Here is a 14,782-nt window from a genome sequence, read left to right as displayed (position 1 = left end):
CCATGCAACTAAGTTTGGTGTTTTAGCAAAATATCCTTAGATTAACATGCAACTCTCTCACGCCTCTGGTTCATTACCACATTTATCAAATAGTATTTTCTATATGCACCAGAGCCATCATGCTGCACATCATATTCATGTACCAAGAGTGACAAGCATTTTAAATACTTACAATACTTTGCAAAATATAAATATGGTTATCTCTATGAACCTTATTTCTAGACTTATGGTATCACAGGCTAAAATGACGACTTATCCATCAGACAAGCCTTGTTGTACATGTGCAACAAGGCTTATAGCCATAAACTAAGGGCTGCAACAAGCGTTGACAACCCAACCAAAATTGCAAAAACGTAAACTGCCTTCGCCTGTATTAAACCCACTTTATCAGCACCATTTTCACTCATGGTGCCTTTGACCTCTAATTTGTCTGTACTATTCTTTTTCATCCAATAAGTACTCTCGTTTTTTACTGTCAAACTCTTATATGCACCAACACCGCCAGAACTCTAAAACCCACCCCCGTGCAGATTTTGTTTTTTGAATAAACTCTTTCGATTTATTCAAATTCGCTTTGCTGTACAGGAAATAGAATATAAGATGATTAACACTTATCATCACCCAACTCTCTCACGCCGCTTTTTTTCGCTTAAATAATCGCGGCATACGCAAACATATACACCGGCACCATTACTAAAATTTTTGACATATCAAGCTCTCCTAATTCATTTATAAAACCCAAAAGCGATGCTATAACCTTAATTACGATATCAATCAATATCTCATAACGTTTGGTGTGTACTCCCCTTGGAAGGGTTAATCCCGTGAAGGACGCTAATCACCCGCCCAGTGCGGGTTTATTATTTCTAATGGGCCTTTTCAACTCATTCAAATTCACTTTCTGGCACTGAAATGAAATATAAGCTGTTTAACACTTCTCAGTTTTACCTTTTCAATGCTCACCTAATCACCACCAGCTGACAACAAGATTGAGTACTATAACCGCACCTATACTGGTCAAAATGCTAAAATTGTTCTTGAACAACTACGTCGACCGAAAATTAATTGCAGCTGTGTTTCCACAATTAAGCTTGTTCATGAACAACCTAATAAAACGATCATACCGATTTTTTCAGGGGCAAAAGGCGACGAAAAAAAATAGTTGTAAAAGCCCTTCTAAAACTCAGTTTGTACATGTACAACAACCCGTTCTTTTCTAAAACGGCACCAGCTAAAAATGAAATAGAAAAGCTTAATTGCTCTCAAAGCCCCGTATGGCCTCACCTTAGCGATAGATTAAAGCCCGGTGAAGAAGAAAATGATTTTTTTAAAAAATTTTAAAGCGATTGAAAAGCGCACATTCACACTATACGAAATCATGGCCTAGCTGCTATTAAGCACTTCCCCATACGTATGCTTGCTTCTAAATCCAATTTCGAAACAGTAAGGAAGTAAGTGATTTATGTGCCTTACTAGTCGAAGTTCTTCTAAATTCACCCGTGCAAACTAAGCTAAAGACGGCAACGTCAACTACGTGCAGTTGCAAATCAGCTTCACGAGTTTCCACTAAAGTTGCTTTAAACGCCGCCGCTGAGTCATGAGGGAGATATCGAATAAAACTAACCGTATCTGCCAAAATTTAACTAGTGCCACTCACCAGTTTGCATTTGATTTGAAAGTGCTATCGCCCAATTCGGCACCTGCTTAGCCCAGCGGCTATCTAGCATTTCGGTAGCAGCCTGCTCGTAATCACTAGCTTCAACATATGAAAGTGCCTTTTTGAAGTTCATTAAGCCAGTAGCGCCCAAATTAAAAGCCATATTTACTAGCACTGCTTTTCGCTGCTCATTAAGTAAAGAGAAATATGGAAGCGCTTTAGATAACTGCTGAGAAATTGTTTTAACTCTGCACTGCAATAACAGCGCAGCTTCTTCTTTGGTGAAACCGCTCCCTAAATTAAAGCCATAACCAATGGTCCATTTATCTTTGGTGCATTTGTACATCTGCGAGCGAAATCCCTCATGTGCTTTTAGTTGCGATATTAAATCGATGAATTTCCGCTATAAAAAAGCCCGACCTAAACAAATAGAACGGGCTGTAAAAATAAGATTCTTTAAACAAAAAAATCCGCTTAGATAAACTAGGCGGATTTCTTCAACATGGGAAATAGTAGCTATTTATTGGGGTTTGCAAATTCTCTTTTTATTTTAGATACCATAGTCCTAAAACATCCCATTAATCTTGAATTCAAAAGGTTTAGGAATGTCAAACTTCCCCCTGATGGACCATCACTTGGTAAATCAAGAACTTCATAAGTATACTCATACCCTAATGGCTTAGCACGTTCCTTTAACACAACTATACCAGACCCATCAAGCCACAATTCTTTTTGACCTAGACACTCACCAACTAACGTATTAGCATGACCTATAATCATTCTGCTTAACCCTTGTACAAAACTCGATAGTGAAGATCAGAAGAGGCCAAGCGATATACATCGTTAACCCACTTTTTGCAGTGCTTGCACCCAAGCGCTTTAAAAATCTAGCTTGCAGAATAAACACCCTCAATAGTTACATCATCCCTTTTTCTTCTTGCCATAATAAAAGGTTTCGTAAGGCTCATCATATCGCTTTAGTCAAAATACTTTTTTTCGAAGTTTGTTATATTGAGAGGTGTCAGAGAAATACTGAGAAACTGACTAAAAAATAGAGAAACACTCTAATGCAGACGTTTTTTTCACTGTTACTTTAAATTTTTCATACTATTTTAATGAATATTATATATTGCCTTCAAATTCTTTTTCCCACTCGGACCAGACTTCATTCACTTTTACCTTAACACTATTAAAAGCCACCTCGTCTATCATATTTATATCTCTTAAAATATTTAACCCTAGAAATAAATCATCAATAAAAACTTTTATCTGTTTAAAATCAACACTACTTTCATTAACATTATCCCGTCCTAAGAAGATATCAGTTCGACTATTACTTAAAGAAACTCCATCTAGGTTAAGTAAATTCGATACTCTCATAATACCCTCTAATACTATAGATTTCCGTTTTGGGTTAATATCTTCAACTGAGTCACTTGATTTATTATAATTAGCGGAGGAAAGGCCAAATTTTGGACTAGCTGAAAACCTTGAAAAATTCACCATACTATTTCGCGAGTTTTCATGATTTGGGTAAATATATTTAATTGAATCAATTAGTGTATTAAAATTAGGGGATGAAATCCCAAGTTTTGGACTAGCTGAAGACATTGAAAAATTCACCACACTATTTCGCGAGTTTTCGGGAAATGTACGCTTATACAGCTTAATATAGTTAATTATTACACGCTGAGCGCTATCCGCATGGTAATTTGAATGCTGCATATGTAAAGACTCCACATGCTCCTTAAACAATTTCTTATGCTCGATGTAAAACCCTAAATTTTCTTTTTTCTGGGCTAATTTGAATTGCTCCTGAGATAACACAAACTGCTTATTGGCTCTCTCAGATTGCTCCTGCGCCAATTCAAACTGTTTTTGAGCAACCTCAAGCTGAGCCTGTATCTTCAAGCTACGCCAATAAAGGCCAATCAATGATGTGAGGGCTATTAAAAGGGTAAATATACCTATCGGAAGAGAGAATGTTTCAGGAACGCCAGTCCAATTTGAGATTTTACTTAGATCAAAATCCAGCTGGTCCCATACGAACCACAGCTGAATCACGAGTATTAGTGGCGGCACTACTAACGTACATCGCAAAAGTAACTGGAAGGTCTTGCCTAATCTTTCTATTAGTTTTGTGTTGTCTTTATTTTCAGCTTCATCTCGCTCAAGCTGTGTTCTTTTACTCAATTCTTTATCCTTAGCCCTAAACTCACAAACCCACTTAGAATTCAGAATCCTACACGATTTTAATCACCTATCCAAATTCGTGATAGAGTATTTAAAGATTAAGAATATAAGGAATACACATTGAAAAACGCTCACTTTTTTTTGATTGCTGTTTGTCTCGTTATAGTTGGTGCAATTGCCGACAACCTAATAGACCCACCAGTGCTTTTTGTGATTAGTTCAATTGGCAACATCCTCTCTGTGCTATCAAATATTGGTGGTTTTGTTGGAGGTGTATGTGCTGTGTATGCGGTTGCGTCTTGGAGAAAGCAGATAGCCTATAACAAGAAATATGAGTGCTGGAGGCTTTGGAAAATGTATATCTTTTGCTTTTAAGAGCCCAAAGCAAGGTCGATTTACTCTATATACGTTATGACAACTCCTCTAAGGACTACTTACCCTTCACAATTGCCGAGTACAAAAGTGCAAAACTTGATTACGAAACTATTGTATCAGAACTACAATCATCGAGCCTGAAGCTTTCAACTAAGTCACGTATATTTCTATCAATTGACAAGGATAAAGAGATTTCGAGGTTAGATAGCAACATGCGTCGTGCAAGAAATTTATTTACGTTGCTCAAGCTATCAGAGACACCTGAAAAAACAGATTATGTACCTTCAAATATTTCAAAAGTGTACTTCAATTGTGAAGCTACATTTAAGCCAGCTTATATTGAGTATCGAGACTACATTGAGCGTTCACTTAAAATATAGTTGCGCACTTTAGGTCTCATGCGCATTAATTTGCGCACATTGCGCACATTGCGCAGTGAGTTTGCGCACTTTTGATCTAAACTTATTATTATTCAACAAATTATAGACACAAAAAATGCGCAGTTAAGTTGCGCAATCTATTTTTTAACAGTGAGATCATATGCAATTATGTGTCTCGGTTTATTACTTGGTTCTTTTGCAACATCAACATCATCATGAACAGCCTCAAAAATCTCCCTTGCTCCATCTGGTTTTTTATCAAATAGCGCCTGTATATGCTTAGGGCAATCCTGTAGTTTAGGAAAAAACTCTCTAAAATCAATCGCTGAAAGCTGATAGACCTTCCTGTATTCTTTGATAAGTAACTTGGCAATTGATAACTTATCGCCGCAACAAAAAAGTGCATGCAAAGGAATTGTTTCCTTTAAAATATCATTTTTAGTTATTACTGGAGATTTTGTTTTTTTATCCTTTTTTGAAGTTGTATCTATTGGCTTCATCAAGTTTTTAATGAACGTGCCCAGCGCCAAAAATACTCCAAAATCTTGGGCAGGATGGCCTCCTATTGTCTTTGAATCAACATCAGGAATTGTGTAAAAAGCATAACAAGCAAACATCTTGTTCTTTTTTGCGTAATCAAAAAGCATATCCATCTGAGCATTTGTGTTGTTGGGGTACCTTAACTTGCGGTGATAACTGTCAGTTTGCTTCACAAATTTTTTAGCCTGAATGGACAATGGTAGAATTCCACTCTTAGTACGAATCCAAAGTTCAAAATCAGATCCAGTAACACCACTCTCTTTCATTCGATTATGTGTTTGAGTGCTAAAATAGCTACAATTCGGATCTATCTCAGCCCACTTCCAAATTAGATAATCAGTTATCGACTCTTCATTGACGCCACTAACTTTCTCAATAACTTTTTTGTTTAACGCGGTATTCTTAGTGCATATATCCACTGCAATTTCCAAGAAATTCTGTTTTTATTACAATTAAGTAGTTAATTTATCCTCATTTATTACCATAGGCAACTAAACAACATATGTGGTGTCTTAAGCCAATTCTCTCATCTTTTCACGCACATTCTTAATAATATCACCCTCCCACCCACTTATAATACGCATTATCTCTTTTGATACTTCTTCATGCCGCTAGGTATAACTTTATTGGATAACTCCTTCTTTGACCACGGAATACAATTCGCAAAAATACACCTCAATCTTGTAATACAAAGAATGCAAATATTCAAAGGGAATCACATACTCCCCACAAATCATTTTGCTTGATAAAACTTTTTGGTCATACCTTGGCTTTTTGGCGCCACCAAGCGATAGCCTAGCTTTTCATAAAATTTAGGCTCATCAGCGATCATGGATACATACGAGCCTTCAAGTGCAACCGATGTTAGGTATCTATCAATGTATTCCATCACTTGTCGGCCTAAGCCTTGCCCTTGGTATTGTGGGTCAACTGCGACATCTACAATTTCAAAATTACATGCGCCATCGCCCACAACTCGGCCCATACCGATTAGCTTGCCATCGTGGCGAATAGACACACCAATAAGGTGTTAGGTAAGCCAATTTCTGCGGCTTTTAAAGATTTAGCTGACAAGCCAGCCGTCACACGCATATCACAGTATTCTTGGGGCGTAGGTACATGCTCTTCAATTGTATAATTCATAATCACTCCTAGGTAAAACTGATATGATTATACATATAACTGTATAAATAAACAGTGCTGTACTTTATTTAACTGGGGGATGAAAAACGCTGTTTAGCACACCAGATAAATTACCTATTCAGCTCAGTAATATGCCACATTTCACCTGATGGCCCCCAAAGGTAGATGATTTTACCCCATCTCTCTTCTTTGATAGGTTCATACCTTATATCTATGTTTTTTACTTTTTGGATGGAATTCAGAGCGGCTTGAATATCAGGTACACTGAGTTGAAACATCAAACCCGCGTCACAATTTATTTCAGCAGCTTGTACAAAAAGAACGTACATGTGCCATTGCTAATCACGCTCATGTCTTCATTGGCATCGTCGCTGATAAAGCCTAACGCCTCGTAAAAGGCTTTCGACACAGCTAACTCTTTTACTGGAATAAATGGGCGTATATCATTTGATTTCATATTTTTCATTTAAAAAGCGCAGTCTAACCGGTGTTGCTAGCGATGCTTAAAACGTATCTATACTCAACACGTAATTGAGGTGTCGCTCATTGTTTAACACAAAATACGTCTCGCCAATGACTTTAAAATTATGACGTTTATAAAAAGCCAAGGCGCGCTCGTTTTTGTGAAAAACAGTTAACCAAAGCTTAGAGTGTCCAGCGTTTTTGCAAGTATTAATGGCAGCATCAAGCAATTTTCTGCCTAAGCCTTTGCCTGTAAACGGCTCTTGAATATACAGCCTATCTAGCTCAGGACTGGGTTTTGATGTAACGGGGCAAGTGGCCGAATAGTCCAAAGACACTAGCCCTGTAAGATTGCTCGCGTTTTCACAAAGAATATATTGATAACTATTGTCCTTGATTTTGTTTGCGATATTTTCAGCCGTAAACTCACTCAAAACATACGCTGAAATTGCATCATTTACTCCATCAAGGGCATAATTGTGGAGCCAAACCTGCGCCGACAGTGCGGCGATGTTTGCACTGTCTTTTAATGTTGCTTCTCTATACATAGTCCTTTACCTCTACACAAGTGTACCTAATTGTATTTATCACTTTCTAAGTTATTTATAAATAACCACAAAGTAAAGGCAGCCTGATCAAACCTCACACTACACGTAGCGCTTTAACTTTCTGCCAGTAAATTCAAAACCACACTTTTGATAAAACGCAAATGTCCTGTCCCATTGTGTATTCGGTGGCGCTGATACGTCGACCCGCGACCATTCATGCTCCTTTGCAAGACTGATTATTTCATCAATTACTTTAGACCCTACCCCATGTGCACGGTGATCTGGGCTGACCCAAAGCTCATTAATGATCCCATAACGGCCACTGGCAAAAAATGAAAAGGACTCCGATAAAGTAAAAAATGCCACAGCTTCATCATTTATTTTTACCTCATATGCAGTGTGTCCATATGCAGGCAATGCATCAAATATACTGTCAAACTCAGCGGATGTTGGTACTTTTGACTCACCAAATAACTCTGAATAGAGTTTGCTGATGTATGATTTAATAAGGTTTTCATCTGTAATAACGCTAATCTGCATATTCATTCCTTTTAAGCGTATTAAGTTGGTTATTGAGCCTAAGAAAACAAGTATCACTCAACATAACACAAAACGGCATAGGAACGATGAAAGATAAAGGTGTTTTAACCACGATGTATCGTGCAGGTGACGCCAGATTTATCGCATTTTCAAATAAGAATATAGTGAATTTGGGGGCACAAGCCCCCAAATTAATTATTGATAAACTTGTACATTATTACTTTGAATATACTGCAATAGTTCATCGCTAATAGTCGTACCAGATAACCAAAACGATGTCTGCTTGGTAGATATATACTCAACACCGGTGATATTATCCAATGTGTTGTTTGAAAAGTTTAAAAACTGTAAGTTTGATCCCTGAGGAATGTGCAGCTCTGTCACATCTGTATTTGATAAATTTAAGTCAATCAAAGAGGTCATGTTTTCGTCAAACTCAAACTTCGCCAATGGGTTTCCTTCCAAGTTTAGAGTGTATAAATTCGTTAAGTTTTCGAGTTTTACCTCAGTAAGCTTAGCTTCAGCCGCTTGTAGTGAAAATAAGTTCTGATTACTTTCTAAGTTTAAGCTCGTCAAAGGAGTAGAAGTCACCTCCAAAGAATACAAATGCTCAAAGTAGCTAAGATCTAATGCTTCGATATTCGTATTATTGAGTGTCAAGTAAGACAAAGCATAAGTATCCGGCTCAATATTGAGGCTAACTAATGGCGAATAAGATGCATCTAAAGACGTAAGTAATGGATTTCCGCCCAACTCAAGTTTAGTGATTTGGGTTTGTCTTACACTGACGTTCTGAATTTCGTTCAAATTACGTAAATCCAATGCCATTAAAGCTGAGCTTTCAGCGTATATGCTTTGTATTTTATGCGCCGTTGTAACCCCCGAAATACTCTCTATTTTACTACTCTCAATGTCTAGTGTTCTTAGCTCAACATTGCTAGATAAATCTAAATGCGTTAAGTCTGAAGACCTAAGAGATAAGCTTAACAAACTGACTTGATTGGACAAATCTAGTTCTGTAAACAAGGCACCTTCAATTTGTAATTGCTCTAGAGAACTGTGTGTAGGTAGTTCCATACTCGTCACTGTCGAGCCATAACTAAGACGTAAACTTTTCAACGTATTGAGACCACCTAAATCTAAATGTGAAAAGTCGACACCTGTAAAATCAAGTGATTCTAATTGCGTTAAACTCTCAAGATCAGCAATTGCCTGCCCAGATAAACTAATGTTATAAAAAGACATTGACGTTAAGAATTTAAACTTTTCAATGCCATTCAAATTATCAATTTGAATGTTATCTTCAGAGTATGAGTAACAAGATAAATTGTTTGAATATTGTGGAAAGATATTGCCTTGGCTCTCTAAGCAAGCTTTGAAAGTAGAGTCTTCAATACCCAGCGACTCAAGTATAGATTGCCCATTATCCTGCTCAAACGACACCTTTAATGTGCAATCAGACACCAGCGAAGGTAGCACAATACCAATCTCAGAAATACTATTTTCCCATGCAAAACGCGCATTACACCCTTCAAAGTCAGCAATACGATAACCTTCATCAGCCAACAATGTCATGTGAGTGTCATGATAAAAAGGCACGTTTTCTAGCGATGAATTAGTGTTAACAGCCCCACCCTGACTTACATCAAGCGTGATATCAAAACTTGGGATTTGGTAAAACCAAGTTTGTTCAATCCCTTGTTCACAACTTTGGCCGTCTTGATATACGCATACCTTAATACCATTCGGTATATGCATAACGGGTGCAATCCAATAAGCGCCTTGCGGGGTTTGTTGAAAAAACTTTCCGTCAATGAACTTTGCAGTCCCGATTGTTTCATCAAAGACCGTTGAAATTTCCCAGTTATTCTTATCCTCATCAAAGTATCTGTAGTATATGTCTCCTGTTACATACCTCTCACCATTTAAGTGATAAAAGCTAAATCTATTTAGTGCGCTTGGAATAAATTGCTCAACATGCATGTTAGAGCTGTGTTCCGCAATATGGTATTCACCATTCCCTTTTGCAAGTAACACTAACCCATTATTTTTAGACAATACCTTAAATCGCTCTGATTGGTCTATTATGCAAAACGTTGGGTCGGTCTCACACTCAGGGGAGTAATCGAGATAATAACGGACTTCAAAAGCATTCTCATCCAGTTGAACATCACCAAACTGAGCATATTTATTTACAGATGCGTCTTCATGTATAACAAAGCCATGATATACGTTTGACTCAGGGCCCCACTTAAAGCGCCACTGCCCAGTGAGTTTTTCAATAGATAATGGCTCATTCATTGCTTTTGCCATGATACCAATTCCTTTTTGGAAATAGCGCATACCATCAAACAAATTAGAGTCCTGAGTTTCTATTTGAATAAATCCATTATGCTGATTAACAGGCTTTAAAATATAAGTGTCGAGAGCATTATCCAAAGCAGTTAATTTCAATTGCCCTAATTCATCTACTTCCCAGCTCAATTGCACTGGGCTAGTTTGAAAACCTTGCTCTGACACGGTTTCTAACACAGCCTGTCCATCTGCCGAAATCTCAATTTCATAATATGTATATGAATTTTGATATACAAAAACCCACTTTCCTACCCAGTCAGTCAACTCCTGAACTTCTTCCCCTGCAAAGCTTTTATGGATAACTGGACCAACCTCAAAGCCTAGACCATCATCACTTTCATCTGCATCAAGCGCCCAAACTAAAGAATTGCCATCTAGATAGCTGAACTCCAAGGCATTAATAAATGTATAAAAGTCATCGTTAGTAAATACATCAGCATAATAACTTGTGAAATTAACTGAAAAAACATATTCAAACTCAGCACGAGTATGGTACTCAGATAAATTATGCCAAAAGAATTTTATCTCGGGTGAGTAATCAGCGCTTTCATTATATGTGTAGACCCCTTCCCCGTTAGGATGAACATTCAACTCATGTAGCAATGGGAAGTATAAGGACGGATCATAAAGAAGGTGCTTGCCATATACTGGTAGCTTTTCTTCAAAGGTTGCTTCGATTTCACATGCATCGTATTCATTTACTATGTAAGAAAACTCAGTTTGGATGCTTTCTAAATCAGTAGAGAAATCACGGCCACATATGTTTAAAGCAGTAATATAGTGTCCTTCATCTGCTAATACACGAAGGCCAATACTCTCACCAAGAAGAACATTCTCGGCATTAAAATCGATGCGACCTGCACCGTTGGTTTTTACTGTAATAGGATAAGTTACCGGTGTTGTCGAATAAACAGTTGTATTTGACTCATCACATACAGCTGAGAGTTCCGATTTTAAGCATATGGCAAAGCTGTTGTCACCAAGGTCAGTAACTTCAAGATACAGTTTGCTATTATCATACGGTGACGTCAGCTCATAATAACCTTGTCGTTGTTCGAATGAATAAAAGTCTGAAACCTCTTGACTGATGAGCCTCAAAGATATCTCGCAAGGCTTATCTTCATAACAATAGTCAACGCTGGTTATGATACTGCCATTGTCGCCATACAATCTAATATTGTTTGCTGATAGCTCATCATCAAAAGAAAAGAGAAGCTCATGTTCGTCTTTTACTTCTATAAACTTTATCATCTCAAAAGTGTAATTTTGGTCTATAAGTTTTAGAGTAGAGTTAACTGCGATTGTATCGCCAGAAACAGCCAATAACTGATAAGAGTATTCAGTACTAACAACGCATAACTCGCTATTTTCACAAGCCTTATACCTACCATTCCCATCAAATGAATAGCGATATGATACAAGTTTTCCTGACTCAAGCGAGTACTGTCGCCCTGTGTTAAAGCCAAAATGAACCAACCCTTGTTCATCAATTCTAAATACACTATTGTGAATATCTTTTAATCTTACCCAGGTACGCTGGTAATCAAACGTATCAAAGCTTACATCTTGATGTTTGACCATATAAGTGTTGTAGGATTGGATTATTTGGTCGTCTTCTACTGTGTGCCCCATAAAATGATAACCAAACTCATTATGCGCAATAAGCTGCAATATTTGAGTTCTTTTACCTTGTTGAAAGGTAAGTTCATTCCCAGAGATTTGCCACTTGCTTTGCTCTGAGCTTTGTATATTTGTAGCTATACCGTTCTCATCAAACTCATATTCAAAATATACGTTTTCTCGGGCGTTGATTATTTTATGAAGTGACCAAGTTCCCTCTAATGTAGGCTGAGACAATTGCGCAAAGCTACTTTTTGTATAAGTTTGTGAGTGAAAAGAAAACTGACGGGTCTGTAACTTTGAATCCACATGCGCATCACCAATAAAGGTAACGCTTGCTGAGTTAAAGTTCGTATTTTGCGCGTAAAAATCTAGCTCTATACGATTTAGTTCTAGAAAGTGGTATTCATCCATATAAGCGTTGTAATTGAGTGTAACAGGCTCTAAAAAAGTAACTACAACACGATTATTTTCACGCTCCCAAGACACTTTATGGCGCTCGTCTGAGATATAATAACCAGTATTGTCATCATTCAACTCAAGACCAAAATAAATACCATATTGAAAGTCAGGTTCAGTTACCCACAAAACTTCATCTAAGATGATCTCAGCGGGCTGAAATAAATCGGTGTCCGACTTCAAAGCATCTATAGTGCGCTCAATAAGCTCAGGCTGCTCTTCTTTTAATTGGGCAAGGTACTGAGTAGCGGCATTTTCGTCCTTTACCAATTCTAACGTTGTAGCATACCCGTCTGGCAGATCCACTGTGTCATTATCTACAATCGCTTTAAGCAAAGTTGCAATATCTAATTTATCTTTGGCACTGACGCCAAGTTTACGTTGCTCAAGAAGCTCACCCGAATTAAATGCATCATCAAATGATGACAATAATGCATACTCAGCGGTTGTCACATTGGTTACATTGACACCAAACTGTTCTTCAACATTAAGCTCTTCATCGTCGCCAGCTGCCAAGCTAAGTTGAGACAAAGATCCTAGCTGCGAAACAAACTCTACAAAACTTTGTTTATCTTGACCTGTTGCGCTCAGCTTCACTAATTCATTTGCATAGGCCTCTTCACCTTGCTCTAAATTAATAGCAAGTGTGTATTCACCAAAGCTATCTGCGACTGCCGTAAATACCTTATCACCAATTTGCGCTTTAACATTTGCGTTTTCAATAGGTTGATCTGTTACCTTACCCGATATTTTTAATTGTTGTGCAAATGCTTTAATCACAACCGAAGTAGATGATGTCGCTTCTCCGCCAGTCTCATCTGTGACAGTCAGATTAAAAGTAATAGGAATATCTTCGTTGATATCACCACTGCTTATTATAAGTGTATCGGTATCAGTACCTGTCACTTCAATATAGTCAGGTGCATTGCTAGCCCACTCATAGGACGTAATTTCCTTGCTCGTTGCAACACCTGCCTTTACAGAAAAGGATGATTGTTCGATGGCATGCTCTTTTGTCTCAATTGTCAAAACAGGAGTGTCAATGAACGTCACTAAATGAGTTGCTGTTGCTGTTGCCCCTTGTTCATCTGACACGGTAACTGAAAATGTTATCGGCGTGTCCTTAACTAAATCATTGGTGCGTGCGGTAATACTGGCGTTGTTTTCACCAACGAGAACGATCGCTGAACCTCCATCATGTGACCATGTGTAGTTCAGCAATTGACTCTCTTTGTCATGTCCATTTGCTATCAAGCTAATCGCTTGCATCTCATCGGAATGCGTTTGCCCTTCGATAGAAACCACAGGTACAGTATTGGCAACAACTGGCTGCGTTATACTTTCTTCCTGCTTATCTGAAGAACCGCCACCGCACCCTGAAATTATTCCTATCAGGCCTGCGAGGCATATCTTACTTACCGCACTATTCAATTGTATTTTCCTCACTAATTTTTGCAAAAAGGCGCAGAATACACACAGCACAATAAATGTTCAAGGTTAAAATTTAAGCAGATAGGTAGTGGTCAGTTTACTTTTTAGATATGCATTTTCTTTTAATATGAAATTCAGATAGATAAGGGGCTTATTCGACATACTATTAGAAACTTTAATTTACCTACTATCTAAAATTTGTTGCATTTTTGAACCCATTGAAAGATTATTCCCAGCGGATTTGCAATTATTAATTTCCAACAGTGAGCAATTTAATAGGTTGCTTTGAACATTCTTAAGGGGGGTTTTGAGTCTGTGCTCGCCATAATATGCAATAATGACTATTCAAAACTACTCAATTAATTTACACATACCATAACCTAGTGGCATACCCGTTCTTAGATCATACCCGTAACGTCTGTAAAACGATTCTTTCCCCCTCGCTGACATAAGGCTAATCGTTGCGCCTTTTGGAGCATTATCACACAACCAACTTTCAATCTGCACCATCAACATACCGCCGATCCCTGTTTGTTGATAATTTGGATGCACTGCGAGCTCTTGAATATAGAAAAACAAGGCACAATCACCTATAACCCTGCCCATTCCAACAAGCTGTGAATCCATACGTGCAGTAACATGAAATAGTGACTGCTCCAAACTCATTGTAGCCATACTCAAATCTGTATCACCCCAACCAACATCAGCGCGTAATTGCACAAACTCTTTGGCTGAAGGCCCAATCGTGTTGATTTTCAATTTCATATCGCTTTCCCTATTTTATATTTTAGATTGATAACAATCCTCATATCGCTCTATTACTTATCTTACTTTCAACAGTGAAGCGAGCTATTGTCATGCCTGAAAATACACACCTTAAAGACACCAGATCATAAACTGATTTGTTTTTTCTCTCTTCATTTCAACTGTCTCTTTGAATTATCTCAACGTCCAAAAAGTGTGCTATGTTCAATTTGGGTTTTTGAAGTTGATATAACGAATACATCTTAAACGCTAAATAGCACCTGATTATCACCATAATAGTTAAGCGTTTATATCAATTACACTTAAGTTAGGGA

14 protein-coding genes are annotated in these 14,782 nt (G+C 37.7%); 1 reads left to right on the top strand and 13 read right to left on the bottom strand.

The features are described 5' to 3' along the window. Positions 1–293: 293 nt before the first annotated feature. The 4 genes from QNM16_RS03690 to QNM16_RS03675 all read right to left on the bottom strand — a co-directional run bounded on the left by QNM16_RS03690 (position 294) and on the right by QNM16_RS03675 (position 3,850). On the bottom strand, positions 294–449 hold the full coding sequence (locus QNM16_RS03690) for a hypothetical protein (RefSeq protein ID WP_284019239.1): 156 nt from the start codon (positions 447–449) through the stop codon (positions 294–296). 1,194 nt (positions 450–1,643) lie between these two features. Then, positions 1,644–2,042 carry a glycoside hydrolase family protein gene (locus QNM16_RS03685; RefSeq protein ID WP_417709492.1) on the bottom strand — a complete coding sequence of 133 codons (399 nt, stop codon included), beginning with the start codon at positions 2,040–2,042 and terminating at the stop codon, positions 1,644–1,646. A 131-nt stretch (positions 2,043–2,173) separates the two neighbouring features. Then, on the bottom strand, positions 2,174–2,437 hold the full coding sequence (locus QNM16_RS03680) for a hypothetical protein (protein WP_284019237.1): 264 nt from the start codon (positions 2,435–2,437) through the stop codon (positions 2,174–2,176). A 342-nt stretch (positions 2,438–2,779) separates the two neighbouring features. Continuing rightward, positions 2,780–3,850 carry a hypothetical protein gene (locus tag QNM16_RS03675; protein WP_284019236.1) on the bottom strand — a complete coding sequence of 357 codons (1,071 nt, stop codon included), beginning with the start codon at positions 3,848–3,850 and terminating at the stop codon, positions 2,780–2,782. Between the two features lie 365 nt (positions 3,851–4,215). On the opposite strand from QNM16_RS03675, the gene QNM16_RS03670 reads away from it, so the two are divergent. Then, positions 4,216–4,605 (top strand): hypothetical protein, encoded by a 390-nt coding sequence (locus tag QNM16_RS03670; protein ID WP_284019235.1) that lies wholly within the window; start codon positions 4,216–4,218, stop codon positions 4,603–4,605. A 137-nt stretch (positions 4,606–4,742) separates the two neighbouring features. Here QNM16_RS03670 and QNM16_RS03665 read toward each other — a convergent pair whose 3' ends face one another. The 9 genes from QNM16_RS03665 to QNM16_RS03625 all read right to left on the bottom strand — a co-directional run bounded on the left by QNM16_RS03665 (position 4,743) and on the right by QNM16_RS03625 (position 14,468). Continuing rightward, positions 4,743–5,576 carry a DUF6615 family protein gene (locus QNM16_RS03665; protein ID WP_284019234.1) on the bottom strand — a complete coding sequence of 278 codons (834 nt, stop codon included), beginning with the start codon at positions 5,574–5,576 and terminating at the stop codon, positions 4,743–4,745. A gap of 302 nt (positions 5,577–5,878) precedes the next feature. After that, positions 5,879–6,130: a GNAT family N-acetyltransferase gene (locus QNM16_RS03660; RefSeq protein ID WP_284019233.1), complete on the bottom strand. Its 252-nt coding sequence runs from the start codon at positions 6,128–6,130 to the stop codon at positions 5,879–5,881. Between the two features lie 5 nt (positions 6,131–6,135). Beyond that, positions 6,136–6,288, bottom strand: a complete 153-nt coding sequence (locus QNM16_RS03655) for a hypothetical protein (protein WP_284019232.1) — start codon at positions 6,286–6,288, stop codon at positions 6,136–6,138. A gap of 110 nt (positions 6,289–6,398) precedes the next feature. Next, positions 6,399–6,617 (bottom strand): hypothetical protein, encoded by a 219-nt coding sequence (locus QNM16_RS03650; RefSeq protein ID WP_284019231.1) that lies wholly within the window; start codon positions 6,615–6,617, stop codon positions 6,399–6,401. After that, positions 6,584–6,745: a VOC family protein gene (locus QNM16_RS03645; RefSeq protein WP_284019230.1), complete on the bottom strand. Its 162-nt coding sequence runs from the start codon at positions 6,743–6,745 to the stop codon at positions 6,584–6,586. The genes QNM16_RS03650 and QNM16_RS03645 overlap by 34 nt, the downstream gene beginning before the upstream one ends. Positions 6,746–6,791: 46 nt before the next feature. Further along, positions 6,792–7,298 carry a GNAT family N-acetyltransferase gene (locus QNM16_RS03640; protein WP_284019229.1) on the bottom strand — a complete coding sequence of 169 codons (507 nt, stop codon included), beginning with the start codon at positions 7,296–7,298 and terminating at the stop codon, positions 6,792–6,794. A 99-nt stretch (positions 7,299–7,397) separates the two neighbouring features. Then, entirely contained in the window at positions 7,398–7,838 is a 441-nt protein-coding gene (locus QNM16_RS03635; protein WP_284019228.1) for a GNAT family N-acetyltransferase, read from the bottom strand. A 195-nt stretch (positions 7,839–8,033) separates the two neighbouring features. After that, a complete protein-coding gene (locus tag QNM16_RS03630) occupies positions 8,034–13,703 on the bottom strand; it encodes a leucine-rich repeat domain-containing protein (RefSeq protein WP_284019227.1) in 5,670 nt (1,889 codons plus the stop codon). Positions 13,704–14,054: 351 nt separating this feature from the next. Further along, positions 14,055–14,468: a GNAT family N-acetyltransferase gene (locus QNM16_RS03625; protein ID WP_284019226.1), complete on the bottom strand. Its 414-nt coding sequence runs from the start codon at positions 14,466–14,468 to the stop codon at positions 14,055–14,057. Between the last annotated feature and the right edge of the window lie 314 nt (positions 14,469–14,782).

Origin of the sequence: Pseudoalteromonas umbrosa, assembly GCF_030125375.1 — a bacterium.
GTDB lineage: Bacteria > Pseudomonadota > Gammaproteobacteria > Enterobacterales > Alteromonadaceae > Pseudoalteromonas > Pseudoalteromonas umbrosa.
This window is presented reverse-complemented; position numbering and strand designations above follow the sequence as displayed.

Excerpts from the sequence above, each read along its gene's own strand:
- QNM16_RS03645 (WP_284019230.1), bottom strand. The coding sequence starts at position 6,745 with ATGAAATCAAATGATATACGCCCATTTATTCCAGTAAAAGAGTTAGCT.
- QNM16_RS03635 (WP_284019228.1), bottom strand. The coding sequence starts at position 7,838 with ATGCAGATTAGCGTTATTACAGATGAAAACCTTATTAAATCATACATC.
- QNM16_RS03655 (WP_284019232.1), bottom strand. The coding sequence starts at position 6,288 with ATGAATTATACAATTGAAGAGCATGTACCTACGCCCCAAGAATACTGT.
- QNM16_RS03650 (WP_284019231.1), bottom strand. The coding sequence starts at position 6,617 with ATGTACGTTCTTTTTGTACAAGCTGCTGAAATAAATTGTGACGCGGGT.
- QNM16_RS03625 (WP_284019226.1), bottom strand. The coding sequence starts at position 14,468 with ATGAAATTGAAAATCAACACGATTGGGCCTTCAGCCAAAGAGTTTGTG.
- QNM16_RS03660 (WP_284019233.1), bottom strand. The coding sequence starts at position 6,130 with ATGGGCCGAGTTGTGGGCGATGGCGCATGTAATTTTGAAATTGTAGAT.
- QNM16_RS03640 (WP_284019229.1), bottom strand. The coding sequence starts at position 7,298 with ATGTATAGAGAAGCAACATTAAAAGACAGTGCAAACATCGCCGCACTG.
- QNM16_RS03690 (WP_284019239.1), bottom strand. The coding sequence starts at position 449 with ATGAAAAAGAATAGTACAGACAAATTAGAGGTCAAAGGCACCATGAGT.
- QNM16_RS03680 (WP_284019237.1), bottom strand. The coding sequence starts at position 2,437 with ATGATTATAGGTCATGCTAATACGTTAGTTGGTGAGTGTCTAGGTCAA.